Below are 26,082 nucleotides of genomic sequence, written 5' to 3'. Positions count from 1 at the left end.
TCCCCGGCCCTGGCCGGTGTTCAACTCGCTTATCAGCGAACCTGGTCCACATCGACGAGGTCGACGCGGATCCCACGGCCGCCGATGGCACCCACGACCGTGCGCAGGGCGCGAGCGGTGCGGCCGTTACGGCCGATCACCTTGCCGAGGTCGTCGGGGTGGACCCGGACCTCCAGCACGCGCCCGCGACGCAGGGTGCGCTCGGCAACCTGTACGTCGTCGGGGTTGTCGACGATGCCCTTCACGAGGTGCTCGAGAGCCTCCTCGAGCATGCTCAGGCCTCGGTCGACTCGGTGGACGCGGGGGCCTCAGCCGCCTCGTCCGCCTTCTTGTCGGACTTCTTGGCCTTGGGGGTGATGGCCTCACCCTTGGCCTCGTCGCCGTCCGAGGTCAGCGCCTCGAACAGCGCGCGCTTGTCAGCCTTGGGCTCCGGCTGCAGCAGCGGCGCGGGGGCCGGGAGACCCTTGTGGGCCTGCCAGTCACCGGTGAGCTTCAGGATCGCGAGGACCGGCTCGGTCGGCTGGGCGCCGACGGACAGCCAGTACTGCGCGCGCTCTGCGTTGACCTCGATGCGCGAGGGGTTCTGCACCGGGTGGTACAGGCCGATCTCCTCGATGGCCCGGCCATCACGGCGGGTACGGGAGTCGGCGACGACGATGCGGTAGTGAGGCGAACGGATCTTGCCCAGACGCTTCAGCTTGATCTTGACTGCCACGGAAGTGGTGTCTCCTGGTCTATGACGTGGTTGGGCACAACTAGATGCCACGTGGGGTTGCGGTACTCGGAGTGCCCGATGGACGCGTCAGCCGGAGGAGAGAGGGGTCCTGTGCGACTGTCGAGTACAGCTAGCCATTGTGCCACACGCCATCGCCTCACCCCACCGCGACTGCTTCCGGGATCCGGAACGGCTTGCCGCAGCCGCCGCAGACGATCGGCGCCTGCGCCAGGACCGACGGGACGACGCGGACGTTGCGTCCGCAGTCGCAGACGGCCTTGACCCGCACACCGCCCCCGGAGGAACCGTGCCGGGCGGCAGGTCCGCGGAAGGAGCGCTTGGTGTCGGCGGCGGTGGCGACGGTGTGCGCCTTGAGGGCGCGCTGCAGCCGTTCGGTGGTCGGACGGTACCGGCGCTTGGCTTCCGAATTCAGCGTGACCAGCGAGAATCCGCTGCTGGGGTGGGGTTCCTCGGCATGATCGAGGCCCAGCTCCTCGGCGATCGCGAGGAAGCGTCGGTTGTGGTAGCGGCCGGCGCGGGAGGTGTCTCGGACTCCTCTCGCGGCGGCGATGCCGTGGACTGCCTCATGGAGCAGTCGCTCGAAGGAGAGCTCGGCGCCACAGGCGGACGAGGACTCTCCGATCAGGGACTCGGGCGCGGCAAGATCGGGCAGCTCGGGGTGGTACCGCTGAATGTCGGCCCACGCCTGTGCCAGCTCTGCGGCAAGTACAGGTGGTGTCGTGCTCACGTCGTGACAACGAGCCCGAGGGCCCCGGTGTTCCTATTCCGGGGCATCCCAAATAATTTGCACGTACCAGTCAGTTGCCCTTGATGCGTCCGGACGAGGGCGGGTGCGCAGAACTACGGAGAAGACGCACAGCTCACACCAAGGTGGTGCACAGCGTGCCGTACACCCCGGGGCTCCGGATGTGGCCCTGTCTTCTGACGAATCCGCCCGAGAGACTACCCGCCGCCGCGCTCGACGTGCTCGGCGCGGGGTGTCGGGTAAGACTGGTCGGAGAGCAGATGTGGCACGGGGCGCACGAACGGGGCACGCAAGCACTGCTCCACACCCCCCTGGACGGAACGGCGGATGCGCAGTTCTCTGGCTACGGGGGTGCGGAACACACGCACACGGGGGACGTCCACTCGGGCACGACCGACCTCCTGGCGGATTGGGGCACTTTCCATGACACCAACGCTCGTCCGGAACCAGCCGGCCGCGGATGGATCCGCACCGGCGGACGCCGGTACCCGCGCGCGCGACTGGGCCGAGATCCAGGAACGCATGCTCGCGCCGCTGTACGAGGCGGTGTACGACCGGATGGAGGTCGGGGCCGCCACCCGGATGCTGTCCCTCGGCTGTGGCTCGGGCCTCGCGATGCTCGTCGCGGCGGCCCGGGGGGCGCACGTCACGGGTGTGGACTCCGACCGCGAGCGCCTGGCGCTGGCCCGGACACGGCTGCTGCCCGAGGCGGGCTGGGACGAGGCGCCCGCGCACTCGCCGCATCCGGCCCGCCGTCGGGCCCAGCTGCTGGAGGACGGGCTGCCCGCGCCCGTCGGCGCGGACGGCGCCCCGTACGACCTGATCACGGTCTTCGAGCCGATCGGCTGTGCGGCCGGGGACTCCGAGGGGCTGGTGCCGGCGCTGCGGTCGGCCGTGCCGCTGGCGGTCAGGGGCGCCTCGGTGGTGCTGACCGGATGGGGGCCGCCCGAGCGCTGCGCCACGGCCGCGGTGCTGCGGGTGGCCGCGCGGCTCGCGGAGTCGGCGCGTCCGCCGCGTACCGGTCCTGGCAGGTGGCGGCCCACGCTCCGGGACGATCTGGAGGACGTGGCGGCGCGGGCCGGGCTGAAGCCGGACGGTTCGGGGCGGGTGTCCTGCCCGTTCGGCTACGCGGACGTGAACAGCGCCGTGCGCGGCCTGCTGTCCACCGGGCTCTTCGACGCCGCTGTACGGGCCACGGACCGCTCCCAGGTGGAGAAGGAGGTCGCGGAGGCCCTGCATCCGCACCGGCGGCAGGACGGCACGGTGTGGATGCCGAACGTCTTCCGCTACCTGGTCTGCGCGACCTGAGCCGACGGGGAGCACGGCACGCGTAAGGGGCGCCCTTGAGAAAGGGCGCCCCTTACGCGTGGTGCTCTGCTCGCGTTACATGAACTTCTTGAACTCGTCCGGCAGCTCGAAGTTCTTGTCCTCCTGGGCGGGAAGACCGAACGCGCCGCCCTGGGCCGCCTGCTCGCGGCGCTCGGCGGCGGCGGCCTCCTCGGCCTTGCGCTTCATGGGGTTGCCGCTCTTGCGCTTGCCCTTGGCCTGCTTGACCTGCTTCTTCTGACGGCCGGGGCCGCCGCCCATGCCGGGCATGCCCGGCATCCCGGGCATGCCGCCTCCCTGGGCCATCTTCGACATCATCTTGCGGGCCTCGAAGAAGCGCTCCACCAGGCTCTTGACCGCGGAGACCTCGACGCCCGAACCCTTGGCGATACGGGCGCGGCGTGAACCGTTGATGAGGGTCGGCTCGGCGCGCTCCTTCGGGGTCATCGACTTGATGATCGCGGCGGTGCGGTCGATGTCGCGCTCGTCGATGTTGTTGATCTGGTCCTTGATCTGCCCCATGCCGGGCAGCATCCCGAGCAGCTTGGAGATGGAGCCCATCTTGCGGACCTGCTCCATCTGGGCCAGGAAGTCGTCGAGGGTGAAGTCCTTGCCACCCTTGCTCGACTGGAGCTTCGAGGCCATTTTGGCGGCCTCTTCCTGGCTGAACGTCTTCTCCGCCTGCTCGATCAGGGTGAGCAGGTCACCCATGTCGAGGATGCGGGAGGCCATCCGGTCAGGGTGGAACGCGTCGAAGTCCTCCAGCTTCTCGCCGTTCGACGCGAACATGACCTGCTTGCCCGTGACGTGCGCGATCGACAGGGCCGCGCCACCGCGGGCGTCGCCGTCGAGCTTGGAGAGCACCACGCCGTCGAAGCCGACGCCGTCGCGGAAGGCCTCGGCGGTGTTGACCGCGTCCTGGCCGATCATCGCGTCGACGACGAAGAGGATCTCGTCGGGGCTGACGGCGTCGCGGATGTCCGCGGCCTGCCGCATCAGCTCCTGGTCGATGCCGAGGCGTCCGGCGGTGTCGACGATGACGATGTCGTGGACCTTGGCCTTGGCGAACTCGATGGAGTCCTTGGCGACCTGGACCGGGTCGCCGACGCCGTTGCCCGGCTCGGGGGCGTACACCGCGACGCCGGCACGCTCGGCGACGACGCTGAGCTGGTTGACGGCGTTGGGGCGCTGGAGGTCGCAGGCGACGAGCAGCGGGGAGTGGCCCTGGCTCTTGAGCCAGAGGCCGAGCTTTCCGGCGAGCGTCGTCTTACCGGCGCCCTGGAGACCGGCGAGCATGATCACGGTGGGCGCGGTCTTGGCGAACCGCAGCCGCCGGGTCTCGCCGCCGAGGATGGAGACGAGCTCCTCGTTGACGATCTTGACGACCTGCTGGGCGGGGTTCAGCGCCTGGGAGACCTCGACGCCGCGCGCCCGCTCCTTCACGTTGGCGATGAAGGCCCGGACCACGGGCAGGGCGACATCGGCTTCCAGCAGGGCGATACGGATCTCGCGTGCCGTGGCGTCGATGTCCGCCTCGGACAAGCGGCCCTTGCCCCTGAGGTTCTTGAAAGTCGCGCTAAGGCGGTCGGAGAGAGTATCGAACACGGCGCTCGTCGGTCCTCAGGGTCGGGGGCGGGGCAGGTCAGTCGCCCTCCAGGGTATCCGTCCCCCGGGGAACGCCAAGCCCTCGGCCGGATACGGAGCCGGGCGGGGCCGCTCGGAGCCGTCCCGGACGGTGCGGGGCGGGATCGGTGGGCACCGGTCGGCGAGGTGCTACTTGAACGCCTTGAGCAGGCCGCCGATGAAAGGTATCGCCAGGAGCGAGAGGAAGAAGGTGCTGATCCCATCGCCCGAGACGCTGTAGAACACGGCTATACCGATGATCACGACCAGCGTTCCGACGCACCCGCAGCCCTTCGCGGCCTTGTCGCCTGCTCTCTGGGCCCTCTGTTCGGCCCACTGTCTTCGCATCTCCGCCATGTACTGCTCGCGGAAGGCGATCTCCTCGGGGCTTCTGGCGGGCTGGGCCCAGTTGAAGTTGACGTTCCCGTGGACATCCCGGAACTGGTTCACCGGGCCGTAGAAATTTCCTCCGGAGATCTCGTTGGAAAGGTACCCGTCCTCATCGCGTAAGTCCCCCATGCGCTCACTGTAGGGCCGGCTCGGCGCGCCGTCAGCAGGGCGGAGCGCACCGGTCGTGCTCCTGCGGCCGGCTCATCCCAGCGCCTTCTCCACCTCCCGGGCGACCTCGGCGGCCCGGGCCGGGGACAGGGGTTCGTCGTCGGTCCCGGTGACGTAGAAGGCGTCCACGGCGTTGGCGCCGAGCGTGGAGACATGGGCGCTGCGCACCCGTACCGCGCTCTGTTCCAGGGCCCGGCCGATGCGGTGCAGCAGGCCCGGGGCGTCCTGGGCGCGGACCTCGATGACGGTGGCGCGGCGGGAGCCGGCGGCGGCCACGGTCACCCGGGGCGGCGGGGCTTTCACGCCGCGCCGGCGCGGGTAGGCGGCCTCGCGCTCGGCGAGGCGGGCGCGGATGTCCAGGGAGCCGTCGAGGGCGCGTACGAGGTCGGCGCGGAGGCGGGCGGCCTGCGGGAGGGACCCGTACTCGGCGGCGACGCGCCAGCTGAGCAGCAGCAGGTCCGCCCGCTCCCCCAGCTCGTTGGGGAGCTCCACCGCGCGCAGGTCGGCGGCGCGCACGGTGAGGCGGTGCAGGGAGAGGACTCCGGCGGCGGCGGGCAGGACGCCGGGGCGGTCGGGCAGGGCGATGAGGAGTTCGACGCCGACGGGTTCCACTTCGCCGTCCCCGGCGGGTTCCTCGGGCCGGGTGTGCAGGGCGAGGACGGGTTCGCCGGTGCGCAGGGCCTCGATGGCGAGGCGTTCGTGTTCGGCGCTGGGCGCGGCCTCCTGGGGCTCGTCGGGGGACTCCCCGGTGAGGACGGCGGCGACACGTTTGACGAGGCCGGTGACGAGGGAGGCGCGCCAGGAGCTCCAGGCGGCGGGCCCGGTGGCGAGCGCGTCGGCCTCGGTGAGGGCGTGCAGCAGTTCCAGCGTGGAGGTGCTGGAGAGGGCTTCGGCGACCGACCGCACGGTGGCGGGGTCGTCGAGGTCGCGTCGGGTGGCGGTCTCGACGAGCAGCAGATGGTGGCGTACGAGGGTGGCGATGACGCCCACGTCGTGGGTGTCGAAGCCGATGCGGGTGGCCATGTCCCGGGCGATCACCTCGCCGGCCACGGAGTGGTCGCCGGGCCAGCCCTTGCCGATGTCGTGCAGGAGGGCCGCGACCAGGAGCAGGTCGGGGCGGTGGACGCGGCGGGTGAGGAAGGAGGCGCGGACGGCGGTCTCCACGAGGTGCCGGTCGACGGTCCAGGTGTGGACGGCGTTGCGCTGGGGGCGGCAGTGGACGCGTTCCCAGTCGGGCAGCAGCCGGGTGATGATCCCTTCCGCTTCGAGCGCCTCCCAGACGCCGACGGTGGCCTCTCCCGCGCCGAGCAGGGTGACGAGTTCCTCGCGGGCCTCGGGGGGCCAGGGGACCGGCAGCGGCTGGGCGGTGGCCGCCAGGTGGCGTACGAGGTGCCGGGAGAGCGGGAGCCCGGCCTCGGCGGCGGCCGCGGCGGCGCGCAGGGTCAGGACCGGGTCGCGTTCGGGACGGGCGGCGCGGGCGAGGACCACTTCGCCGTCCGCGTCCACCACGCCGTCGGCGAGCGGGGTGCGCTCGGGGGCGGCCTTGGAGCCGAGCCCGCCGCCCAGCAGGGCGCGGAGTCGCGGGCGGGCGGAGCGGGCGCGCAGGACCCGGTTGACCTCGCGCCAGGTGACGTCGGTGGCGTACGAGATGGTGCGGGCGGCCTCGTAGACCTTGCGGAGCAGGGTGTCGGCGTCGAGGAGGCCGAGGGCCTGGGCGACCTGGTCCTGTTCCTGGAGGGCGAGGCGGTCGGCGGCGCGCCCGGTGGTGAGGTGGAGGGCGTCACGGGCGTCCAGGAGGGTGCGGCGGGCCTCGGTGAGGCCTTCGCGGGGGGCGTCGGCGACCCAGGAGGCGGCCACGGCGCGCAGGGCGGTGGCGTCGCGGAGGCCGCCGCGGGCCTCCTTGAGGTCGGGTTCCAGGAGGAACTGGAGCTCGCCCATCCGCTCGGCGCGCTCCTGGCAGAGCTCGTGGAGGGCGGGGAGGCGTTTGGGGGCCTGGTTGCGCCAGTCGGCGAGGATCGCGGTGCGCAGTGAGGCGACGAGGCCGAGGTCGCCGGCGACGGGGCGGGCGTCCAGCAGGCCGAGCTGGACCTTGAGGTCCTCGCCCGCGGTCTTTCTGGCCTCGCCGGGGGTGCGTACGGAGTGGTCGAGGGCCAGGCCCAGGTCCCAGACCGGGTACCAGACGGAGTCGGCGAGGGCGGCGAGGGCCGCCGCGTCGGCGCGGCCGTCGTGCAGGAGGAGCAGGTCGAGGTCGCTGCGCGGGGAGAGCTCGCCGCGGCCGTAGCCGCCGACGGCGACGAGGGCCGCGCCCCGTACCCCGGCGCGTGGAGCGGCGGCGGTGAACAGGCCGGTGAGCCAGTCGTCGGTGAGGCGGGCGAGGGCCGCACGGCGCGGCGGCCCGGACCGCGCCTCCTGCTGGAGGAGGCGCAGCCGGGCCGCCGCGTAGCCGCTGGGTCCGGGGCCTTCGGTTCCGGTGGTCACTTCGGTACTCGTCACCAGCTGCCTTCCGTTTGCGGGCCGTAGGTCAGAGGGCGTCCGGGCCGCGCTCGCCGGTCCGTACGCGGACGGCGGTCTCGACCGGGACGCTCCAGACCTTCCCGTCACCGATCTTGCCGGTACGGGCGGCCTTGACGACGACCTCGACGAGCTGTTCGGAGTCCTCGTCCTCGACGAGGACCTCGATGCGGATCTTGGGGACCAGGTCGACGGTGTACTCGGCGCCCCGGTAGACCTCGGTGTGGCCGCGCTGCCGCCCGTAACCGCTCGCTTCGGTGACGGTGAGCCCCTGGACGCCGAAGGCCTGGAGGGCCTCCTTGATCTCGTCCAGCCGGTGGGGCTTCACGACCGCGGTGATGAGCTTCATGCGTCCACCTTCTTTGCCTTCGGTGCTGCCGTCGGGTCCGTCGCGGGGGTGGTGGTGCGGGAGACCGTGCCGCCGCCGGCGCCGCTGAAGTCGTACGCCGTCTCGGCGTGCTCGACCTGGTCGATGCCGGAGATCTCGTCGTCCTCGGAGACCCGCATCCCGATCGTCTTGTCGAGCAGGAGGGCGATGAGGGCGGAGACGACCAGAGAGTACGCGAGGACGGCGACGACGCCGACGGCCTGTTTGCCGAGCTGTTCGAGGCCGCCGCCGTAGAAGAGGCCCTTGGCGTCGGACTGGACACCGCCGGTGGCGAAGAAGCCGACCAGGAGGGAGCCGATGATGCCGCCGACGAGGTGGACGCCGACGACGTCCAGGGAGTCGTCGTAGCCGAACCGGTACTTCAGGCCGACCGCCATGGCGCACAGGACACCGGCGATGGCGCCGATCGCGATGGCGCCGAGCGGGCTGACGGAGCCGCCGGCCGGGGTGATGGCGACGAGTCCGGCGACCGCGCCGGAGGCGGCGCCCAGGGTGGTGCAGGAGCCGTGGCGCAGCTTCTCGTAGATGAGCCAGCCGAGGACGGCCGCGGCGGTGGCGACCTGGGTGTTCAGGAACATGACCGCGCCGACGCCGTCGTCGTTGCCCAGCCAGGATCCGGCGTTGAAGCCGAACCAGCCGAACCACAGGAGGGCCGCGCCGAGCATGACGAGCGGCAGGCTGTGCGGCCGCATCGGGTCCTTCTTGAAGCCGACGCGCTTGCCGATGACCAGGATGACGCCGAGGGCGGCGGCGCCGGCGTTGATGTGGACGGCCGTACCGCCGGCGAAGTCGATGACGCCCATCTCGAAGAGCCAGCCGCCTGCGCCCCAGACCCAGTGGGCGACGGGGAAGTAGACGACGGTGACCCACAGGACGATGAACACCGCCCAGGCCGTGAACTTCACCCGGTCGGCGAGGGCGCCGCTGATCAGGGCGGGGGTGAGGACGGCGAACATCAGCTGGAAGACGGCGAAGACGTAGACCGGGATGGTGTAGCCGTCCCAGAGTTCGGTGACGCCGATGCCGCTGAGGCCGACGTAGTCGGAGCTCCAGCCGATGACCGAGCCGACGTCGGTGCCGAAGGCGAGGCTGAATCCGTAGAGCACCCACAGGATCGTGACGATCCCGAGGCTGATGAAGCTCATCATCAGCATGTTGAGGGTGCTCTTGACGCGGACCATGCCTCCGTAGAAGAAGGCCAGGCCGGGGGTCATGAGCATCACCAGGGCCGAGCAGATGAGCATGAACCCGGTGTTGGCGGCAGACAGCTCGGGGGCGTCTGCGGCAAGCGTCGTGATGCCTGGGGGCATCGGCGTCTCCTCGTCGTCGGTGCGGCCGCGGCGTGCGGGGGAATGCTGCGGGACCACTGGGAAGGTGCGGGCCGGCTGATGGGTCGGGTGCGGGCCGGTTATGAGCCACGAGGTTGGCCGAGCGCCGTTTCCGGGGATGCCGCACGATGTTTCGCGAGCGTGACGAAGAGGGACCGCGTGTTACGGCCGAATGAATCCGGGGTGGCACGTCCGGGTGCCGTGCCTGCCCTGCGGCGGACGCCGCATACGGTGCGGTTGAGACGCCCGGGGGCCGGAGAACACGAAACCGGCCACGGCGGCCCTCCGGTGACCAGGCAATGGGGGAGCCGAGTCGGGCTGTACGGGAGGGGCGCCGCGGCCGGGGCCGAGAGGTGCCGGTCAGACCGCTTCGGCGGTCTCCGGCAGCTGTTCGTGGAGCAGCTCGGTGAGCCGGGCGACGTCGGCGACGTCGCCGAAGTCCCTGGCAGCGGTGTCGACGGTCTTGCGCAGGCGGGTGTTCACCCGCTCGGAGCGGACCTTCTTGGCGATCTTCAGGGCTCGGGCGGCGAGCACGGTGGACTGCTCGGGCTCCCGTTGGAGGAGATGGACGGTGGCCATGCCGATGAGGTTGAGCGCGTAGGAGCGCTGGTGCTCGTCGTCCTCGCCGAACAGCTCGACGGCCTTGTCCATGACGGGCTGGGCGAGCGAGGCGTACGTGGGGCTGCGGCCGGCGACATAGGCCAGGTCACGGTAGGAGTGGGCGTTCTCCCCGTTCAGCTCCGCCTCGGAGAAGAAGCGGATCCAGTCGGGCTCCGGCTCGCCGTCGAGACCCGCGTCCAGGAAGGTGTCCTCGGCCATCCGGACGGCACGCTTGCACTTGCTGGGCTGGCCCATGTTGGCGTAGGCGCGGGCCTCCATCGCATACAGCATCGCCTGCGTACGGGAGGTGGCGCAGTCGCGGCTGCCGTACTGCGCGAGGTGGATCAGTTCCAGGGCGTCGTCGGGGCGGCCCAGGTGGATCATCTGGCGGCTCATGCTGGACAGGATGTAGCTGCCGAGCGGCTTGTCCCCGGCTTCCTTGGCGGCGTGCAGGGCGAGCACGAAGTACTTCTGGGCGGTGGGCTGGAGGCCGACGTCGTAGCTCATCCAGCCCGCCAGCTCGGCCAGTTCGGCGGCGCAGCGGAAGAGGCGCTGGGCGGTGGGACCCGGCTGGGGCTCCTGGAGCAGGTCGGTGACCTCGTGCAGCTGCCCGACGACGGCCTTGCGGCGCAGTCCGCCGCCGCACTGGGCGTCCCACTGCCGGAACATCGCGGTGGTGGACTCCAGCAGGTCCAGCTCGGGCCGGGAGAGCCGGGAGGGGCGGTGGGCGGCGGCCGACGACTCCGGCTCGCGGGAGCTCTGGGCAGGCACGGGCACCAGCCAGCGCTGCATCGGCTCGATGAGGGCGGGCCCCGCGGCCAGCGCCAGCGAGCTGCCGAGGAAGCCGCGCCGGGCCAGCATCAGGTCGCTGCGGGAGAACTCGCTGAGCAGGGCGACGGTCTGGGGGCCGGCCCAGGGCAGGTCGACTCCGGCCACCGAGGGTGACTGGTGGGCGGTGCGCAGCCCGAGCTGTTCGATGGCTACGACGGTGCCGAAACGCTCCGAGAACAGCTCGGAGAGGATGCGCGGGATCGGCTCGCGCGGCTGCTCCCCGTCGAGCCAGCGCCGCACCCGGGAGGTGTCGGTGCTGATGTGGAGGGCGCCCATCTGCCGCGCCCTCCGGTTCACCTGACGTGCCAGCTCGCCCTTGGACCAGCCGCTGCGCACGAACCACGACCCCAATTGCCCGTTGGGGCGCTTCCCGGCATCCGTGTCGCCTGCGCCGCTGCCACTCACTGGAACGCCCCCATCCCGCCGAAACCTCATCGCGCGAACCATTATCAGAATGCCGTGCGTCGGTACTGCCCGTACGGGGGTTGAAACCCCCATCAACGTCACCGGCATCACCGAACAGACAATCGGGTTGCCCGCGGCATACCCGTGGGTGCACATACTCCCAGGGTTCGTGTACCGACGGTAATCCTACGATCACCCCTCCCGCGAGGGGGATTGAAGAAACGCCACCATTCGCCACCCCTTCGAATGAACCCGACTACCGCTGGGCGCGCTTGACTTGGGGAACCAGGACCGAGGGTGAGCGGACAGAAGCACTCAGGGGCGCGCACTCCGTGGCGCACTCCCTTTCGCACTACCGCGCACGCCACTCGATCGAGTTTCAGCGACGGAGGGTTACCCGGGCAACGCCGGTCGTAACCACCGGCGAGCCGGACCCGTTGGAGGGTGCATGGGCTTCACGATCGGCGGCATCCGGGAGATGCGTTCCGGTGCGCGGCGACGCCACCGCTGCGCCGAGGGCACGGCGGTGGCCGAGTACACGGGGCTGTGGGGCTGGGCGGTGACGCCCGGAGCACGGACCGGGGCCGGCTCCTGCTCGTGCGGCCAGCCGGCCTGCCCGGCCCCGGGAGCCCACCCGCTGGGCTTCGCCCGGGAGGTCCCCGCGGGCACCGGCCTGGACCGCGCGTCGGACGCCTGGGCCGAGACGCCGGGAGCGGCGATGCTGCTGCCCGTGGGCCGCGCCTTCGACGTCCTGGAGGTCGCGGAGGGGGCCGGACGGCGGGCCCTGGTGCGGATGGAGCGGATGGGGCTGCCGTCGGGGCCCGTCGCCGTCACGCCGACCGGGCGGGCGCAGTTCTTCGTCGCCCCCGGGGCCGCCGCCGAGCTGCCCGAGCTGCTCTACCGGATGGGCTGGGACGACGCGGGCCTCGATCTGCGCGCCCTCGGCCCCGGGGCCCACATCACCGCCCCGCCCTCCGACCTCGGCGGCCTCGGCCCGGTCCGCTGGCTGCGGCCCCCACTGCTGGACACGGCGACCGCTCCCCCGCAGGCGCGGCTGCTGCTGGGGACGCTGGCGTACGTCTGTCACCGCTCGTAGCACTCGCGGCGGGCACGGAAGAACAGCGGGCACGGAGAACGGCGGGCACGGAGAACGGCGGACGCGGAGAACGGCGGACGCGGAGAACGGCGGACGGGCGGCGGGCTCCTCACAGGAGCCGCCGCCCGTCCGCCGTACCGGATGCGAGGTGGGTCAGTCGCCGATCAGGGCGTCCACGAAGGCGCCCGGCTCGAACGGGGCGAGGTCGTCCGCCCCTTCACCGAGGCCGATCAGCTTCACCGGTACGCCCAGCTCACGCTGGACCGCGATGACGATGCCGCCCTTGGCGGTGCCGTCGAGCTTGGTGAGGACGATGCCGGTGATGTCCACGACCTCCGCGAACACCCGGGCCTGGACGAGGCCGTTCTGTCCGGTGGTGGCGTCCAGGACGAGCAGGATCTCGTCCAGCGGGCCGTGCTTCTCGACGACGCGCTTGACCTTGCCCAGCTCGTCCATGAGGCCGGTCTTGGTGTGCAGCCGGCCCGCGGTGTCGATGAGGACGACGTCCGCGCCCTCGGCGATGCCTTCCTTGACCGCGTCGTAGGCGATCGACGCCGGGTCGCCGCCCTCGGGCCCGCGGACCGTGCGCGCGCCGACCCGCTCGCCCCAGGTCTGGAGCTGGTCGGCGGCGGCGGCGCGGAAGGTGTCGGCCGCGCCGAGCACCACGCTGCGGCCGTCGGCGACGAGCACCCGGGCCAGCTTGCCGGTGGTGGTGGTCTTGCCGGTGCCGTTGACGCCGACGACCATGACCACGCCGGGGGTCTCGGCGCCGCCCTCGGTCCTGACCTCGCGGTCGAAGTCCGGGCCGAGCAGCGTGATCAGCTCTTCGCGGAGCAGGGTGCGCAGGTCCTGAGGGGTGCGGGTGCCGAGCACCCGGACGCGCTCGCGGAGCCGCTCGACCAGTTCCTGGGTGGGGGCGACGCCGACGTCGGCGGTGAGGAGGGTGTCCTCGATCTCCTCCCAGGTGTCCTCGTCGAGGTTGTCGCGGGAGAGCAGGGTGAGGAGCCCCTTGCCCAGCGAGTTCTGCGAGCGGGCGAGCCGGGCCCGCAGGCGGACGAGCCGGCCGGCGGTGGGCTCGGGGACCTCCAGCGCGGGCGGCGCGGGGGCCTCGGCGACCGGGGCCTCCTCCGCGGGCGCGGTGGCGTCCGGGAGGCCGACTTCGTCGATGGTGCGCCGCGCTTCGTCGCGCGGCGTCTCGGCCTCCTCGCCGACCTGCGGTTCGGCGGGAGGAGTGATGGTCGGCGCGCTCGGCGGCGGGGGCGGCAGCTTCTTCTTCTTGCGGCTGCCGACCACGAGCCCGCCGACCAGGCCGACAGCGACCAGGGCGATGACTACAGCGAGGATGACGATTTCGACGAGTTCCATAACCCGTCCAGTATCGGCCACGGCCGTGCCGCGGGCGCGGCCCCTGCTGACCCACGGCGATCCATCGGGGCCGAATGCACCTTTTGGCGGTAATGCAGACGGCACCCCCTACACTTCTGACGCTACGTCAGCTACGGTGCCGCCGCCCGCCAGATGTCGGCGAAGGGACGCCTCCGATGGCCTTCACAGTGGTCCGGTTCAATCTCGTCGATCCAGAAGCCGCGCCCGGATCGCTCTCGGCCCGCTATCGCGCCGCCCTGGAGATGGCGGCGTACGCGGACGAGCACGGCGTCGACACGGTGCAGACCGAGGAGCACCACGGGGTGGCGAACTCCTGGCTGCCCTCCCCGTTCACCTTCGCCGGGGCGGTCTTCGGCGCCACCCGCCGGATCGCGGTGACCGTCTCGGCGATCATCGGCCCGCTGCACGACCCGCTGCGTCTCGCGGAGGACATCGCGGTGCTGGACCTGCTGAGCGCGGGCCGGCTGGTGACGGTCGCGGGGATCGGCTACCGCCCCGAGGAGTACGAGCGGGCCGGGGTCGAGTGGGGGCGGCGCGGCAGGCTCCAGGACGAGCTGCTGGAGACGCTGCTGGCGGCGTGGACCGGGGAGCCGTTCCCGTACCGGGGCCGGACGGTACGCGTCACCCCACGCCCGTACACACGCCCGCACCCGATGCTGCTGGTCGGCGGCAGCTCACGGGCGGCGGCGCGGCGGGCCGCCCGGCTGGGATTGCCGCTGTTCCCGAGCGCGCATCTGCCGGAGCTGGAGGCGTACTACCACGAGCGGCGCGCGGTCCACGGCACGGAGGGCTTCTGCATGATGCCCGCGGAGCGCACACCGCTGCTGCATGTGTCCGAGGACCCGGACCGTACGTGGGCGGAGTACGGCGACCACCTGCTGCACGAGGCGCGGACGTACGCCTCCTGGCAGTCCCCGGACATCCGCTCGGCCGTCCGCTCGGCGGCGACGACGGTGGCGGAGCTGCGTGCGGAGGGGGTGTACCGGATCGTCACGCCGGAGGAGCTGAAGGCCCTGGAGGCGGAGAGCCTGGTGCTGCACCCGCTGTGCGGCGGGATGCCGGTGGAGGAGGGATGGCGCAGTCTGCGGCTGTTCTGCGAGGCCCTGGAAAAGCCGGCTGCCCCGGCTCGGTGAGCCGGGGCAGCGCGGTTCGAGGAGACGGGCGGGGGCCGGACGCCCCCTAATAGTGCGACCCGGTTGCAGTACTAGCCCATCTCTTCCAACGTCTTGCCCTTGGTCTCCTTCACGAATTTCAGCACGAAGGGGATCGAGAGCACGGCGAAACAGGCATAGATGATGTACGTCCCCGAGAGGTTCCAGTCGGAGAGGCTCGGGAAGCTGGCGGTGATCGCCCAGTTGGCGATCCACTGCGCGAACACGGCGACGCCGAGGGCGGCCGCGCGCAGCCGGTTCGGGAACATCTCGCCCAGGAAGACCCAGACGACGACACCCCACGACAGGGCGAAGAAGAGCACGAAGACGTGGGCGGCGATCAGGGCCACGATGCCCTGGGTCTCGGGGAGTTTGCCGTCGACCAGGTCCGCGGAGAACGCCCATGCCTCGACCGCGAGCGCGACGGCCATACCGACCGAGCCGACGAGGGCGAGCGGCCTGCGGCCCACCCGGTCGACCAGCACCATGGCGATCACCGTGCCGATGATGTTGATGATCGACGTGGTGAACGAGTAGAAGAACGAGTCGGTCGGGTCGATGCCGACGGACTGCCACAGCGTCGCCGAGTAGTAGAACGCGACGTTGATGCCGACGAGCTGCTGGAACATCGACAGGCCGATGCCGACCCAGACGATGGGCAGGAAGAAGAAGCGGTTGCCGAGCAGGTCCTTGAAGGAGGACTTGTGCTCTCGGTGCATGGCGGTCTCGATCTCGGCCACGCGGGCGTCGAGGTCGATGTTCTTCCCCTCGACCTCTTCGAGGATCTTGCGGGCTTCGGCCTTCTTGCCGACCGAGATGAGGAAGCGCGGGGACTCGGGGATGGCGAAGGAGAGCAGCCCGTACAGGATGGCCGGGACGACCATCACGCCGAGCATCCACTGCCAGGCCTCCAGGCCGAGGATCTCGCCGCGCTGGTCGCCGTCGGCGATCTGGAGGACGGCGTAGTTCACCAGCTGGGAGATGGCGATGCCGATGACGATCGCGGCCTGCTGGAAGGAGCCGAGCCGGCCGCGGTAGGCGGGCGGGGAGACCTCGGCGATGTAGGCCGGACCGATCACCGAGGCCATGCCGATGGCGAAGCCGCCGATGATGCGCCACATCGCCAGGTCCCAGAGGGCGAACGGCAGGGCGGAGCCGATCGCGCTGGCCGTGAAGAGCACCGAGGCGATCTGCATGCAGCGGATGCGGCCGATCCGGTCCGCGATCCGGCCGGCGGTGGCGGCGCCGATCGCACAGCCGATCAGCGCGATGGCGATGACCTGGGCGAGCGTGCCGGAGCCGATGTCGTACCGGTCGCGGATCGCCTCGACGGCCCCGTTGATGACGGAGCTGTCGTAGCCGAAGAGGAAGCCGCCCATCGCCGCGGCCGCGGTGATGAAGATGACATGGCCGAGGTGGTCCGGATGGGCCGCCCGGGCCCCGGACTCGGGTCCGTTCGCAGTGCTGGTCACGTGAACTCCTGATGCCTGGCCGCAAGTCAGACGTGGGGGGTGAGCCTTCCCAGTGGGGCACAACAATCAGCCCGCCACCACTTGAAGGCGAAATCAACTTTGCAGAGGTTATGCGTTCAAGAAGCGAAGTCAAACAGCTGGGTCGATCTGATCTCGATCCGGCCCGTGTACCCAGGAGCGCACCAAAAGTGCGTTGAACTTCTGATGATTCGGTAAAGAGTCAGCGCAGCCGCTGGCTGATGACCTTCGAGACCCCGTCGCCCTGCATGGACACCCCGTACAGCGCGTCGGCGACCTCCATCGTCCGCTTCTGGTGGGTGATCACGATCAGCTGGGAGCTCTCCTGGAGCTCCGCCATGATCCGGATCAGCCGCTGCAGGTTGGTGTCGTCGAGCGCGGCCTCGACCTCGTCCATCACATAGAACGGGCTGGGCCGGGCCTTGAAGATCGCGACCAGCAGCGCCACCGCCGTCAGGGACCGCTCGCCGCCCGACAGCAGGGAGAGCCGCTTCACCTTCTTGCCCGGCGGACGCGCCTCCACGTCCACCCCGGTGGCGAGCATGTTGTCCGGGTCGGTCAGGACGAGCCGCCCCTCGCCGCCGGGGAAGAGCCGTGAGAAGACCCCCTCGAACTCGCGGGCGGTGTCCCGGTAGGCCTCCGTGAAGACCTGCTCGACGCGCTCGTCGACCTCCTTGATCACCTGGAGCAGATCGGCCCGGGTCTTCTTCAGGTCTTCAAGCTGCTCGGAGAGGAACTTGTGCCGTTCCTCCAGCGCCGAGAACTCCTCCAGGGCGAGCGGATTCACCTTCCCGAGCTGCTGGTACGCCCGTTCGGCCGACCGCAGCCGCTTCTCCTGCTCGGCCCGCAGATACGCCTTCGGCCGGTTGCGGGGGTGCTCCGGGTCCTCCGGCAGCTCCTCGCCCTCGGCGGCGGGCGACGGGGGCACGAGCTGGTCCGGCCCGTACTCGGAGACCAGCCCGGCGGGCTCCACGCCCAGCTCCTCCAGGGCCTTCGACTCCAGCTGTTCGATCCGCAGCCGCTTCTCCGCGCCCAGCACCTCGCCCCGGTGGACCGAGTCGGTGAGCTTGTCCAGCTCGCCCTTCAGCCCCCGGCCCCTGTCTCGCTCGACGGCCAGCTCACGCTCCCGCTCGCCCTTCGCCGCCTCGGCCGCCGCCCGCTCCTGGTCGGCCCGTACGAGGGACACCTCGACGTGCGCCAGCAGCTGGCGGGCGCCCGAGGCCACGGCGGAGGCGACCTCGGCCTCGTACCGCAGCCGGGCCCGGCGCTGTTCGGCACGGGTGCGCGCCTCCCGTTCGGCGCGGGCGGCCCGGTCCAGCGAATCGGCGCGGCCGGCCAGCGCCTTGACGCGCTCCTCGTGGGTACGGGCCTGGAGCCGGGCCTCCATCTCTGTCTGGCGCGCGTTGGCCCCGTCGGCGGCGAGCCGGTCCCGCCGGGACGTGTCGGGCTCCTCATCGGCCGGGGCCTCCTCGGCGACCAGCAGCCGTTCGGCCAGCTCCTCGGCCTCCTCCGTCGCCCGCTCCAGGGCCTCCTGGGCGCGGGCGGCGGACGCGGTCATGCGCTCGGCCTCGCCGGCCGCGCCCCGCGCCTGCCCGGCGAGCCGCCCGAGCTGCTGGGCGAAGCCGGACTTCTCCCGTTCGGCCGCCCGGCGGCGCTCTCCCAGCTCCTCGACGAGCACGGTCCGCTCCGTGCGCCGCTCCCCCGCCAGCCGCTGGGACTCGGCGAGCTCCTCGCACCGCACGGCCAGGTCGGCCAGCTCGGCGGCGGCCTCGTCGACGGCGGCCCGCACCTCCAGGAGGCTGGGCGCCCCGGCCGACCCGCCGTGGGCGAAGTGGGCGGAGAGCACGTCGCCTTCAGCGGTCACCGCGGTGACCTCGGGGTGCGCGGCCACCAGGTCCTCGGCCTCCTCCAGTGTCCCGACGACCACCATGTCCCGTACGAGTCCGCGTACGGCTTCGAGCAGCGCGGCGGGCCCGCGCACCAGGCCGGCGACGGCGGGCGCCGCGAGGGCGGTGGTCGTCCCGGCACGGCCCGCCGGGTGTGCCGCGGCGTCCGTGCCACTCCGCGCCGCCGACCCGGGTTCCTTGCCCCCCTGCGCTGGCAGCACGGCGGGGGCGGGCTCCTCCGCCGCCTCCCGTACGAGTGCCTGCTCCGGTACGTGACGGGGCGCGGCGGCAGCGCTGCCCGCGAGGTCCGCCATGCTCTCCGGGCTCTCCGCCCCCAGCAGCATCGCCGCGCGCCCCGCGTCCCGTTCGCGCAGCAGCCGGATCGCGTCGGCGGCCGTGGCCGGGTCCGTGACGGCCACGGCGTCCGCCGCCGTGCCTAGGGCGGCGGCGACCGCGATCTCGTAACCGGGCTCGACGGTCAGCAGTTCGGCGGCCGGGCCGAGGAGTCCGGCCAGCTGGTCCCGGGCCCCGAGCAGCGCGCCCGTCCCGTCCTTGCGGCGCAGCCCCAGGGCCAGCGCCTCGTGCCGGGCGGCGACCGCCGCCCGCCTGCGCTCGGCGGCGGTCGCCTCGTCGCGCGCCGTGCTGTGGGCGGTCCGTGCCTCGGCGAGGGCCTGCTGGGCCTTCTCGTGGCGGACGGTCAGCTCAGCGTCGGCACCGTCCACCCCCTCGACCTCGGCCTTGAGCTGCTCGTACTCCTCCTGGGCGCTCGCCGCGCGCTCCCGCGCCTCGTCGCGCGAGGCGGCCAGCCTGTCGATCTCGGCCTGTGCCGAACCGGCCCGGCCGCGGGCCGCGTTGACCTGGCCGTTGAGCCGGGCGAGCCCTTCGCGCCGGTCCGCGATGGCGCGGGCCGCGTCCTTGAGCCGACGCTCCTCGGCGGCCAGCTCGCGTTCCAGGTCGGCGCGGTGGGCGACGGTGTCCTCCAGCGCGTGTTCGGCCGCCTCCAGGGCCGCCGTCAGCTCCGCCTCCTGCTCACGGATCCGGGCGGCCTCGCGCTCCAGGTCCTCGGGGTCCCGGCCCCGGCGCTCCTCTCCGGGCGCCTCGAAGGCGCTGCGGACCCGGGCGTCGGCCAGCGAGATCGTGCCGCGGACCCGCTCGGCCAGCTGCGACAGCTCGTACCAGGTCTGCTGGGCGCGCTGGAGCCGAGGCGCGAGCCGGCGCACCTCGCCCTCCAGCTCGGCCTCGCGGGCGAGCGCCGTCCTCAGCTCCGCCTCGGCCGCGTCCTTGCGCTTCTTCAGCTCCGCCTCGTCGGCGATCTCGTCGCGCAGCGCGTCCCGCAGGGTCACCAGGTCGTCCGCGAGGAGCCTGAGCCGGGCGTCGCGCAGGTCGGCCTGGATGACGGCGGCCCGGCGGGCGACGGCGGCCTGCCGGCCCAGCGGCTTGAGCTGGCGACGCAGTTCGTCGGTGAGGTCCTGGACCCGGGCCAGGTTGGCGCCCATCGCGTCCAGCTTCCGCAGCGCCTTCTCCTTGCGCTTGCGGTGCTTGAGAACGCCCGCGGCCTCCTCGATGAAGGCCCGGCGGCCCATCGGGTCGGCGTGCAGCACGGAGTCCAACTGGCCCTGCCCGACGATGACGTGCATCTCACGGCCGATGCCCGAGTCGGAGAGGAGTTCCTGGATGTCCAGCAGTCGGCAGGTGTCGCCATTGATCTGGTATTCGCTGCCGCCATTGCGGAACATGATCCGAGTGATCGTCACTTCGGCGTACTCGATGGGCAATGCGCCGTCGGAATTGTCGATGGTCAGCGACACTTCGGCGCGCCCGAGCGGGGGCCGCCCGGTCGTCCCGGCGAAGATCACGTCTTCCATCTTGCCGCCGCGCAGGGATTTGGCGCCCTGTTCCCCCATGACCCAGGAGAGCGCGTCCACGACATTGGATTTGCCGGATCCATTGGGGCCGACGACGCAGGTGATCCCCGGTTCGAACCGCAGGGTGGTGGCGGACGCGAACGATTTGAAACCACGCAGGGTCAGGGCCTTGAGGTGCACGCCGCCGGACTCTACCTTTCGCTCTCGGTTTCGCTGATGAAGGTGCAGGGCACATCAGACGGTAAGCGAAGGCCGGTACGTCCGGAGTGGGGGGCCGGGCAAAGAAAAAGGGACGCCGAGGCGTCCCTGTGAATCTTGCTGGTGTCTGCGTCGATCCAGCTGCCGGTCCCGCGCGATGCATCGCGGAACTACCGGACAACGACGTCCCCGGCGCTGCGGGGACCTCGGTGTTCGGGGACGGCGATCCGTGACGCGAGACGAATCAGAGATGTGTCCGAGGCTACTGAGCGTGCCCGACCCGACCGGCCCGAGGGGCCAGGGTGGTCAGGTCAGCGCAGGCTCGCCCTGGGGTACGTCGATGTCGATGCTGTCGAGCAGCGACTCTTGGTGCTGGGCGGCGGCGTTGAGCGCGTCGTTCTCGTCCTGGATCCGGTTGAGCTCGGATTCCAGGTCCTGGACGCGCTGCTGGAGCCGTCGCATCTCGGCGAGGAGTCGCGGGTCGGAACCGCCGACGTAACCGAGAAGCGCCTTTGCCATGATGGATGGTCCTCCACAATGAGTGACCGACCGATGCGGTGTGGGTCGTCTGGGGATCGCACCCGCGGTGCTCGGCAGGGCTCTGTCACCACTGCGGTTCTGCTGCTAATCAGCTCTACCGAACAGCTAAGGTGCGCGGGGTTTTCAGCGTCTCACCAAAAAGTTTGACGGTCAACACGATCACACCCTGTGCACCCCGGTGTCCCGGGGGCGCACCGCCGGACGATCATGCGGCGCGGCTCTCCTGCGGGACCCCGAGGGGTGCGCGGATCTTCGTCAATGCCGCAGCCTCGCACGACATCCCGTATCTGGCAACCATCGGCCGCAGTGGCTCCCGCCGCAGGTCATTTCGGGTGCGAAGCCGGAGCGGGCGTTCCGGTGACCGTTCGGTACGCGGCGTTCACCGGGCGGATCGGACGGTCCCGCGCGGGACTCGGTCAGCGGATGGCGAATCCGTCGTATCCACCGCGCGGGGTGTCCCAGATCTCAGTGACTCCGTCCACACGCCCGGGTGTGTCGTCGGACCGCAGCCAGTCCAGCAGACGGTGGCAATTCTCACGCGGCCCTTCGGCCACGATCTGCACCCTGCCGTCGTCGAGATTGAGGGCGAACCCGATGAGACCGCCGATCTCCAAAGCATTTGCCCTGGTGAACCAGCGGAAGCCTACTTGCTGTACTCGGCCGCGTACCCAGACGACGAGGCGCGCTTCTTCGTTCATGCCCGAACGCTAACCGGCCAATTGCTCGTGAAGCACGTCGCCCTCTTTCGGCCATGGGCTACAGTCCCGTCGGAACAGCCTCACTCGATCGGGTGAGCATGGGATGGGTGTCAGGTGTCGACCGAAAAGTCGATCAAGCGGCGACATTCACCCCGCGTGCCACCGAATTCGATCAACGGGGCAGTCGAGCGACGTCGCCAGGGCGTCCGGAGTACCAGAAAGGCACAGCGCATGGGACGCCATCGACGATCCGCCGCAGGCCCCGCCGCTGAGGAACCCGCGACCGGGGGCGCTTCGCGAGGCGGCCGGGGCACGCGCCGCAAGAAGTCCGCCGTGCCGATCCGCACCGGACTCCTCGGCGTCTCGGCGGCCGTGGCCGTCGGCGCGGTCGCCGTCGCCTCGGGTCTGCTTCCCGGCGGTGACACCTACACCTCCGGCAACACCACCGCCGCGGACCAGGTGCGCAGCGGTGGCGCTCCGGACCTGCTGACCCAGGGCGGCAGCTCCACCGCGCCGGCCGACCGGTCCGCCTCCCCGACCAGCCGGGGCTCCGAGCGCCCGGAGTCGCCGGGCAAGGCCCCGTCGAAGACACCCTCGGCCTCGCCCTCGAAGACGCCCTCGAAGTCGGCCGCCCCAGCCACGTCGAAGAAGCCGGCGGCCACCCCGTCCGAGAAGGCGGAGGCGCCCGCCGCGCCGAAGGCACCGGAGAAGAGCGGCGCCCCGGCGAGCAAGGCCCCGGCCCCGCCGAAGACCTCCTCCGCCCCGCCGCCCAGCGAGAAGCCGAGCCCCTCCCCCACCGACGCCTCCGCACGCAGCGAGGTGCTGGCGCTGGTGAACGCGGAGCGCGCCAAGGCCGGCTGCTCGCCGCTGTCCACCAGCGCCCCGCTGACCTCGCTCGCCCAGAACTTCAGCGAGGACATGGCGGCCCGCGGCTTCTTCGACCACACGGACCCGGACGGCGACACTCCCTGGGACCGGGCCGCGCAGGCCGGCGTGCAGGGGCTCGGCGCCGAGAACATCGCCCGCGGCCAGGGGGACGCCCAGGCCGTGATGGAGGGCTGGATGGACAGCGAAGGCCACCGGGCGAACATTCTCAACTGCGACTACAAGACCATCGGCATAGGCGTCCACGAGGGCTCCGGCGGCCCCTGGTGGGTCCAGAACTTCGGCTTTTGAGAACTCCGCAGGTCAACGACCTATAGCCCCTTCTGGGCCGTCTCCGGGCCGTCATCGGTAACCGGGGCGGCCCAGACATCGTCTACGGCGGCGCGCGTGCGAGTCTCGCTCGACGGCATCAGGTGGGTGTACGTCCGCAGCGTGAAACCGGGGTCGTGATGCCCCAGGTACTCGCTCAGAGCCTTGATGCTCTCCCCCGCGTCCAGGAGCACCGACGCGTAGAAGTGCCGCAGCGCGTGCATCCCGTTGTCTCTCCCCTCAGCCACACCAGCAGCACGGAGGGCGGGCCGCCACTGACGATCGTTGAACTTGTTGCGGTTCAGCGCGTGCCCTTCGGAGCTCCGAAAGATCAGCGCCGCAGTGACCGGCGGGCCATCCAGCATCTTCCACGGCAACGTGACCTCGACAGCCGGCATCCGCGTCAGGTGGTCGGCCAACCCGAAGGCGATGGACTCGGGCAGAGGAACATCCCGCTCCTTCCCTCCCTTGGGCGGAGCGAAGACGGGCCGCCCCCGGAGCAACTTGACCTGCCGGACCACGTGGAGGACGCCACCGAGGAAGTCCACGTCCTCAACCGCGAGCCCGAACACCTCCCCCTGACGCAGACCGCATCCGGCAGCGGGGTCCACCATCGCGCGGTACTTCTCCGGCAGAGCTTCCCGAACAGCCTTGACGCGCTCGGCAGGCCAAGGCTTGATCTTTCGGGGATCAAGACGGGGAGCCTTGACCGATCGCGCCGAGCACGGATTCGCCCGGATGACTCGGTCCTCGACTGCGGCCGTGAAGACCGTCGATACGTGAGCGAAGATCCCGCGCCGGTACGCGGCGGACAGACCCGCGTCTTCCAGGCCCCGCATCCAGAGGCGAAGGTGGGTCGGGTTGAACGACCCGATGGGCCGCTTACCGATGTGCGGGAGGGCGTGCAGCCTCAACCGCATCTCGACGGCTTCGCGGGTCGCCGGGTCTGTCATCTGAGTCTTCATCCACCGCGTCGCATACTGCTCGAAGGTGACCTTGCCTGCCTCCGGCGCGATGTAGTCGCCACGGGACATGTCGGCCTCGACGTTGGACAGCCAGGTCTCAGCCTTGCGCTTCTGCTTGTCGGGGAAGCTCTTGGACTTCTCGGTGCCGTCGGGGCCGATGTAGCGGGCGCGGTAGCGGAGGCCGATGCCTTGGCGGTCGGTCTTGACCCGTATGGGCTTGCCGGTGGGGCCGGGTTCGGTCTTGTACCAGCGGTCTTGGATGTGTCCGGCCATCAGGCGGCTTCCTTGTCCATGAGGGTGGCGACCCAGGCGCGGACGTCTTCGGGGTCGTAGCGGAGGTGTCGGCCGACGCGGAAGCCGCAGGGGCCGGTGTCCTTGCGGCGCCACTGGTAGACCGTCTCGATCGGGACGCCGAGGAGGTCGGCGAGATCGATCGGGGTCAGGTAACGGTCGGGGAGAGGCCGTTTCATGCCCACGCCTCCCGTCCGTCGAGCGCTTCGAGGTCGGCGCGGTGTTCGCGGGCGGTTTCGCGGTTGTGTTGGATGTCGCGGTGGATGTTGGCGGCGAGCCAGGATTCGCCGGGGGTGTGGCCGTTTCCGGCGTAGGCCCAGTGCGCGAGGGTGAGCGTGGTGGCTTCGGGGTGGTCGTCGGGGTCGGGGAGGCCGAGGGCGGCGCGTTGTTCGGCGGCGCGGTAGTCGGCTCGGACCTGGCGGAGGGCGCCGAGGGTGGTGGAGTAGGCCCGGGACTTGGTGGAGAAGTGGCCCCGGAAGCCGAGCATGTGGGCCCAGTCGCGGAGCTTGCGTTCCGGGTAGGCGTGGTGCAGGTCGAGGCACGCCTCGATCAGTCGGCGCGGGTGGTCGGGCACGTCGAGGAGGACAAGGGCTTCCTTGTTCCCGATCCGGTAGTCCACGGTCCCGGTCGTCTCCGCCGCCTTGGTGGCGTACTTGGCGACGTAGGAGGCGACGGCCTGTTCGGTGAGGTCTTCGCCGTTGCCGAACGCGCCGATGGGCTGCACGTCGAGCTGCGTGCCCCACCGCAACGTCCACCCCTTGGCGATCCCGGCGTCCGGAACGGCCGGCACGTCGACTTCAACCCGGGCGGCGGCGGCGCGGATCGCGTCGTCCAGGAGGTCGAGGGTGGCCCAGGCCGGGGGCGGGGTGTCCGGGCCTTCGGGTCCGTCGAAGCGGATCACCGCGTGGAAGTGCACGGCCCCGCGCTTCTGGTACTCCGCGACCTTCCCGAAGGACACCTTGGACTGTTCGCGGGCGGCTTTCTGGGTGAGTCCGGCTCGCTTCGCGATTTCGCGGCGGAGGTAGATCGTGAAGTAACGCCAGAGGTCGGAGGCGTGGTTGTTCCACAGCACCGCCCTCGCGTAGTCGTAGGTGTCGGGGTCGAGCGGCGTGCCCAGCTCTGGGGCGTCCTCGGGGTGCCGGGTGCCGCAGCGGCAGGGCCGGTTGCCGGGCCGGTTGTGGACCTGGCCGAACGACGGGGCCGTGAGCGTGGCGAAGACCCGGGGGTGATCCCGAATCGTGGTGGGGGTGCCCTTGTCCGGGTCGCCGGTGAGGCCCGCGCGGATGAGGTGGTAGGTGTCGCCGGCGTAGGTCCAGGCGCAGGCGGGGCAGCGGGAGGCGCGGCGGTTGCCGCACGCGATCCGTAACCGTCCCCCGGGCTCGGTGTCGGTCGAGTAGTGGTGCAGCAGGGTGCCGGTGGTGCGGTCGATGGTCTTGGTTGCTCCGGTGAGGTGGATGGGTTGGGAGCAGCCTCCGGTGCGGCGGAGTTGTTCAGTGAGGCGGTCGAAGCCGGGAGACCCGACCACCCGGAGCAGGTCGCCCAGGGTGGTCGGGTCCAGGCCCGCCATGGTGGCGGTGTCGCTCACACCAGCACCTCCTGCCGTGCCGTGGAGAACGCGGTGCCGATCCACTGGCTGAAGGCGGGCGGGATCGCCTCGGTGAGTTCTTCGTGGACGTCGGTCCAGGTGATGCCCATGGCGGTCTGCATCTCCTGGACGTTGGCTTTGCCGCCGCCCTTGCCGTAGGCGGCGACGTAGGGGCCGTCCCGGCGGACACCGTGGCGATGACCGCGCACGTACCCCCGGTGTCGCGGGTGAGCCGGCCTTGCGGTGGCCCAGCGGCCGAGTTCGAAGTTCCGGTGCCGCAGGACCCCGAGGCCGAACATCTCGCCGCACAGGGTGAGGTCCTTGCGGATGGCGGCGCGGCCGTTGGGCTGCTCGATCACGTACGGGAGCCCGGTCCGTTCCAGCAGTTCGCGGGTGGGGGCCACCAGATCGCGGTGGTCACCGCCCCAGCCCTGGGAGGTGTTGGTGCCGATGGTGAGGGCGCAGCCGGCCTGGCAGGGCGGGGAGGCGTGCACCAGCGTGTACCGGTGGATGTCGCCGGTAGTGGTCAGGTGGTCGAGGTATTCAAGGGCGTCGCCCCGGTGGTAGGCGAAGGGGTAGTTCGGGCGGTCGGCGGTATCGCAGCCGTCGACCTGGAAGCCGGCGAGGTGGTAGCCCCAACCGGCTCCGCCGGCGCAGGAGAAGAGATCCAGGACGCGGCGCATGGC

At 71.2% G+C, this 26,082-nt stretch carries 22 protein-coding genes; 4 read left to right on the top strand and 18 right to left on the bottom strand.

Going from position 1 to position 26,082, the window contains the following annotated elements; all coding sequences use genetic code 11:
• Positions 1–32: 32 nt before the first annotated feature.
• The 3 genes from AB0F29_RS13145 to AB0F29_RS13135 form a co-directional block, all read right to left on the bottom strand.
• Positions 33–272 carry an RNA-binding protein gene (locus AB0F29_RS13145; RefSeq protein ID WP_003965959.1) on the bottom strand — a complete coding sequence of 80 codons (240 nt, stop codon included), beginning with the start codon at positions 270–272 and terminating at the stop codon, positions 33–35.
• A 2-nt stretch (positions 273–274) separates the two neighbouring features.
• Positions 275–715 (bottom strand): 30S ribosomal protein S16, encoded by a 441-nt coding sequence (gene rpsP / locus AB0F29_RS13140; RefSeq protein ID WP_018960735.1) that lies wholly within the window; start codon positions 713–715, stop codon positions 275–277.
• Positions 716–872: 157 nt separating this feature from the next.
• A complete protein-coding gene (locus AB0F29_RS13135) occupies positions 873–1,463 on the bottom strand; it encodes a hypothetical protein (protein WP_361870924.1) in 591 nt (196 codons plus the stop codon).
• 441 nt (positions 1,464–1,904) lie between these two features.
• On the opposite strand from AB0F29_RS13135, the gene AB0F29_RS13130 reads away from it, so the two are divergent.
• The gene (locus AB0F29_RS13130) at positions 1,905–2,789 is read left to right on the top strand and encodes a methyltransferase domain-containing protein (protein WP_361870921.1); all 885 of its coding nucleotides are present in this window, start codon (positions 1,905–1,907) and stop codon (positions 2,787–2,789) included.
• A 75-nt stretch (positions 2,790–2,864) separates the two neighbouring features.
• On the opposite strand, the gene ffh is transcribed toward AB0F29_RS13130, so the two are convergent.
• The 6 genes from ffh to AB0F29_RS13100 form a co-directional block, all read right to left on the bottom strand.
• The gene (ffh, locus tag AB0F29_RS13125) at positions 2,865–4,412 is read right to left on the bottom strand and encodes a signal recognition particle protein (RefSeq protein ID WP_361870918.1); all 1,548 of its coding nucleotides are present in this window, start codon (positions 4,410–4,412) and stop codon (positions 2,865–2,867) included.
• A 168-nt stretch (positions 4,413–4,580) separates the two neighbouring features.
• Entirely contained in the window at positions 4,581–4,949 is a 369-nt protein-coding gene (locus AB0F29_RS13120; protein WP_359761028.1) for a hypothetical protein, read from the bottom strand.
• Between the two features lie 72 nt (positions 4,950–5,021).
• Complete coding sequence (locus AB0F29_RS13115; protein ID WP_361870915.1) at positions 5,022–7,481, bottom strand: [protein-PII] uridylyltransferase; 2,460 nt, start codon at positions 7,479–7,481, stop codon at positions 5,022–5,024.
• A gap of 28 nt (positions 7,482–7,509) precedes the next feature.
• Positions 7,510–7,848, bottom strand: coding sequence for a P-II family nitrogen regulator (locus AB0F29_RS13110; RefSeq protein WP_361870912.1), 339 nt, complete (start codon positions 7,846–7,848; stop codon positions 7,510–7,512).
• Positions 7,845–9,197 carry an ammonium transporter gene (locus tag AB0F29_RS13105; RefSeq protein ID WP_361870910.1) on the bottom strand — a complete coding sequence of 451 codons (1,353 nt, stop codon included), beginning with the start codon at positions 9,195–9,197 and terminating at the stop codon, positions 7,845–7,847. Before AB0F29_RS13105 ends, AB0F29_RS13110 begins: the two co-directional genes overlap by 4 nt.
• A 378-nt stretch (positions 9,198–9,575) precedes the next feature.
• Positions 9,576–11,051: a hypothetical protein gene (locus AB0F29_RS13100; protein WP_361870907.1), complete on the bottom strand. Its 1,476-nt coding sequence runs from the start codon at positions 11,049–11,051 to the stop codon at positions 9,576–9,578.
• A gap of 448 nt (positions 11,052–11,499) precedes the next feature.
• Between AB0F29_RS13100 and AB0F29_RS13095 the strand changes: the two genes are divergently transcribed.
• Positions 11,500–12,147, top strand: coding sequence for a bifunctional DNA primase/polymerase (locus tag AB0F29_RS13095; RefSeq protein WP_361870905.1), 648 nt, complete (start codon positions 11,500–11,502; stop codon positions 12,145–12,147).
• Between the two features lie 153 nt (positions 12,148–12,300).
• Here AB0F29_RS13095 and ftsY read toward each other — a convergent pair whose 3' ends face one another.
• Complete coding sequence (gene ftsY / locus AB0F29_RS13090) at positions 12,301–13,512, bottom strand: signal recognition particle-docking protein FtsY (protein ID WP_361870903.1); 1,212 nt, start codon at positions 13,510–13,512, stop codon at positions 12,301–12,303.
• A gap of 176 nt (positions 13,513–13,688) precedes the next feature.
• On the opposite strand from ftsY, the gene AB0F29_RS13085 reads away from it, so the two are divergent.
• Positions 13,689–14,666 carry an LLM class flavin-dependent oxidoreductase gene (locus AB0F29_RS13085; RefSeq protein WP_361870900.1) on the top strand — a complete coding sequence of 326 codons (978 nt, stop codon included), beginning with the start codon at positions 13,689–13,691 and terminating at the stop codon, positions 14,664–14,666.
• 71 nt (positions 14,667–14,737) lie between these two features.
• Here AB0F29_RS13085 and AB0F29_RS13080 read toward each other — a convergent pair whose 3' ends face one another.
• The 4 genes from AB0F29_RS13080 to AB0F29_RS13065 form a co-directional block, all read right to left on the bottom strand.
• Complete coding sequence (locus AB0F29_RS13080) at positions 14,738–16,156, bottom strand: sugar porter family MFS transporter (protein ID WP_361870898.1); 1,419 nt, start codon at positions 16,154–16,156, stop codon at positions 14,738–14,740.
• A gap of 220 nt (positions 16,157–16,376) precedes the next feature.
• Positions 16,377–20,105 carry an AAA family ATPase gene (locus AB0F29_RS13075; RefSeq protein ID WP_361870896.1) on the bottom strand — a complete coding sequence of 1,243 codons (3,729 nt, stop codon included), beginning with the start codon at positions 20,103–20,105 and terminating at the stop codon, positions 16,377–16,379.
• Between the two features lie 324 nt (positions 20,106–20,429).
• A complete protein-coding gene (locus tag AB0F29_RS13070; protein ID WP_003965973.1) occupies positions 20,430–20,642 on the bottom strand; it encodes a hypothetical protein in 213 nt (70 codons plus the stop codon).
• Positions 20,643–21,079: 437 nt separating this feature from the next.
• Entirely contained in the window at positions 21,080–21,361 is a 282-nt protein-coding gene (locus AB0F29_RS13065; protein WP_026291025.1) for an acylphosphatase, read from the bottom strand.
• A gap of 231 nt (positions 21,362–21,592) precedes the next feature.
• Here AB0F29_RS13065 and AB0F29_RS13060 point away from each other — a divergent pair, with 231 nt between their 5' ends.
• Positions 21,593–22,537 (top strand): CAP domain-containing protein, encoded by a 945-nt coding sequence (locus AB0F29_RS13060; RefSeq protein ID WP_361870891.1) that lies wholly within the window; start codon positions 21,593–21,595, stop codon positions 22,535–22,537.
• 20 nt (positions 22,538–22,557) lie between these two features.
• On the opposite strand, the gene AB0F29_RS13055 is transcribed toward AB0F29_RS13060, so the two are convergent.
• The 4 genes from AB0F29_RS13055 to AB0F29_RS13040 are packed head-to-tail and all read right to left on the bottom strand — an operon-like array spanning position 22,558 to position 26,079.
• Entirely contained in the window at positions 22,558–23,793 is a 1,236-nt protein-coding gene (locus AB0F29_RS13055; RefSeq protein WP_361870888.1) for a site-specific integrase, read from the bottom strand.
• The gene (locus tag AB0F29_RS13050; RefSeq protein ID WP_361870885.1) at positions 23,793–23,990 is read right to left on the bottom strand and encodes a helix-turn-helix domain-containing protein; all 198 of its coding nucleotides are present in this window, start codon (positions 23,988–23,990) and stop codon (positions 23,793–23,795) included. The genes AB0F29_RS13055 and AB0F29_RS13050 overlap by 1 nt, the downstream gene beginning before the upstream one ends.
• On the bottom strand, positions 23,987–25,396 hold the full coding sequence (gene repSA, locus AB0F29_RS13045) for a replication initiator protein RepSA (protein WP_361870883.1): 1,410 nt from the start codon (positions 25,394–25,396) through the stop codon (positions 23,987–23,989). Before repSA ends, AB0F29_RS13050 begins: the two co-directional genes overlap by 4 nt.
• The gene (locus AB0F29_RS13040) at positions 25,393–26,079 is read right to left on the bottom strand and encodes a DNA methylase (RefSeq protein WP_361870881.1); all 687 of its coding nucleotides are present in this window, start codon (positions 26,077–26,079) and stop codon (positions 25,393–25,395) included. The genes repSA and AB0F29_RS13040 overlap by 4 nt, the downstream gene beginning before the upstream one ends.
• Positions 26,080–26,082 lie beyond the last annotated feature (3 nt).

It is taken from the genome of Streptomyces sp. NPDC026589, assembly GCF_040638385.1.
GTDB lineage: Bacteria > Actinomycetota > Actinomycetes > Streptomycetales > Streptomycetaceae > Streptomyces.
This window is presented reverse-complemented; position numbering and strand designations above follow the sequence as displayed.

Excerpts from the sequence above, each read along its gene's own strand:
- AB0F29_RS13105 (WP_361870910.1), bottom strand. The coding sequence starts at position 9,197 with ATGCCCCCAGGCATCACGACGCTTGCCGCAGACGCCCCCGAGCTGTCT.
- AB0F29_RS13085 (WP_361870900.1), top strand. The coding sequence starts at position 13,689 with ATGGCCTTCACAGTGGTCCGGTTCAATCTCGTCGATCCAGAAGCCGCG.
- AB0F29_RS13065 (WP_026291025.1), bottom strand. The coding sequence starts at position 21,361 with ATGAACGAAGAAGCGCGCCTCGTCGTCTGGGTACGCGGCCGAGTACAG.
- AB0F29_RS13110 (WP_361870912.1), bottom strand. The coding sequence starts at position 7,848 with ATGAAGCTCATCACCGCGGTCGTGAAGCCCCACCGGCTGGACGAGATC.
- AB0F29_RS13070 (WP_003965973.1), bottom strand. The coding sequence starts at position 20,642 with ATGGCAAAGGCGCTTCTCGGTTACGTCGGCGGTTCCGACCCGCGACTC.
- AB0F29_RS13040 (WP_361870881.1), bottom strand. The coding sequence starts at position 26,079 with ATGCGCCGCGTCCTGGATCTCTTCTCCTGCGCCGGCGGAGCCGGTTGG.
- ftsY (WP_361870903.1), bottom strand. The coding sequence starts at position 13,512 with ATGGAACTCGTCGAAATCGTCATCCTCGCTGTAGTCATCGCCCTGGTC.
- AB0F29_RS13120 (WP_359761028.1), bottom strand. The coding sequence starts at position 4,949 with ATGGGGGACTTACGCGATGAGGACGGGTACCTTTCCAACGAGATCTCC.
- AB0F29_RS13095 (WP_361870905.1), top strand. The coding sequence starts at position 11,500 with ATGGGCTTCACGATCGGCGGCATCCGGGAGATGCGTTCCGGTGCGCGG.
- AB0F29_RS13145 (WP_003965959.1), bottom strand. The coding sequence starts at position 272 with ATGCTCGAGGAGGCTCTCGAGCACCTCGTGAAGGGCATCGTCGACAAC.
- AB0F29_RS13130 (WP_361870921.1), top strand. The coding sequence starts at position 1,905 with ATGACACCAACGCTCGTCCGGAACCAGCCGGCCGCGGATGGATCCGCA.
- AB0F29_RS13055 (WP_361870888.1), bottom strand. The coding sequence starts at position 23,793 with ATGGCCGGACACATCCAAGACCGCTGGTACAAGACCGAACCCGGCCCC.
- AB0F29_RS13050 (WP_361870885.1), bottom strand. The coding sequence starts at position 23,990 with ATGAAACGGCCTCTCCCCGACCGTTACCTGACCCCGATCGATCTCGCC.
- AB0F29_RS13060 (WP_361870891.1), top strand. The coding sequence starts at position 21,593 with ATGGGACGCCATCGACGATCCGCCGCAGGCCCCGCCGCTGAGGAACCC.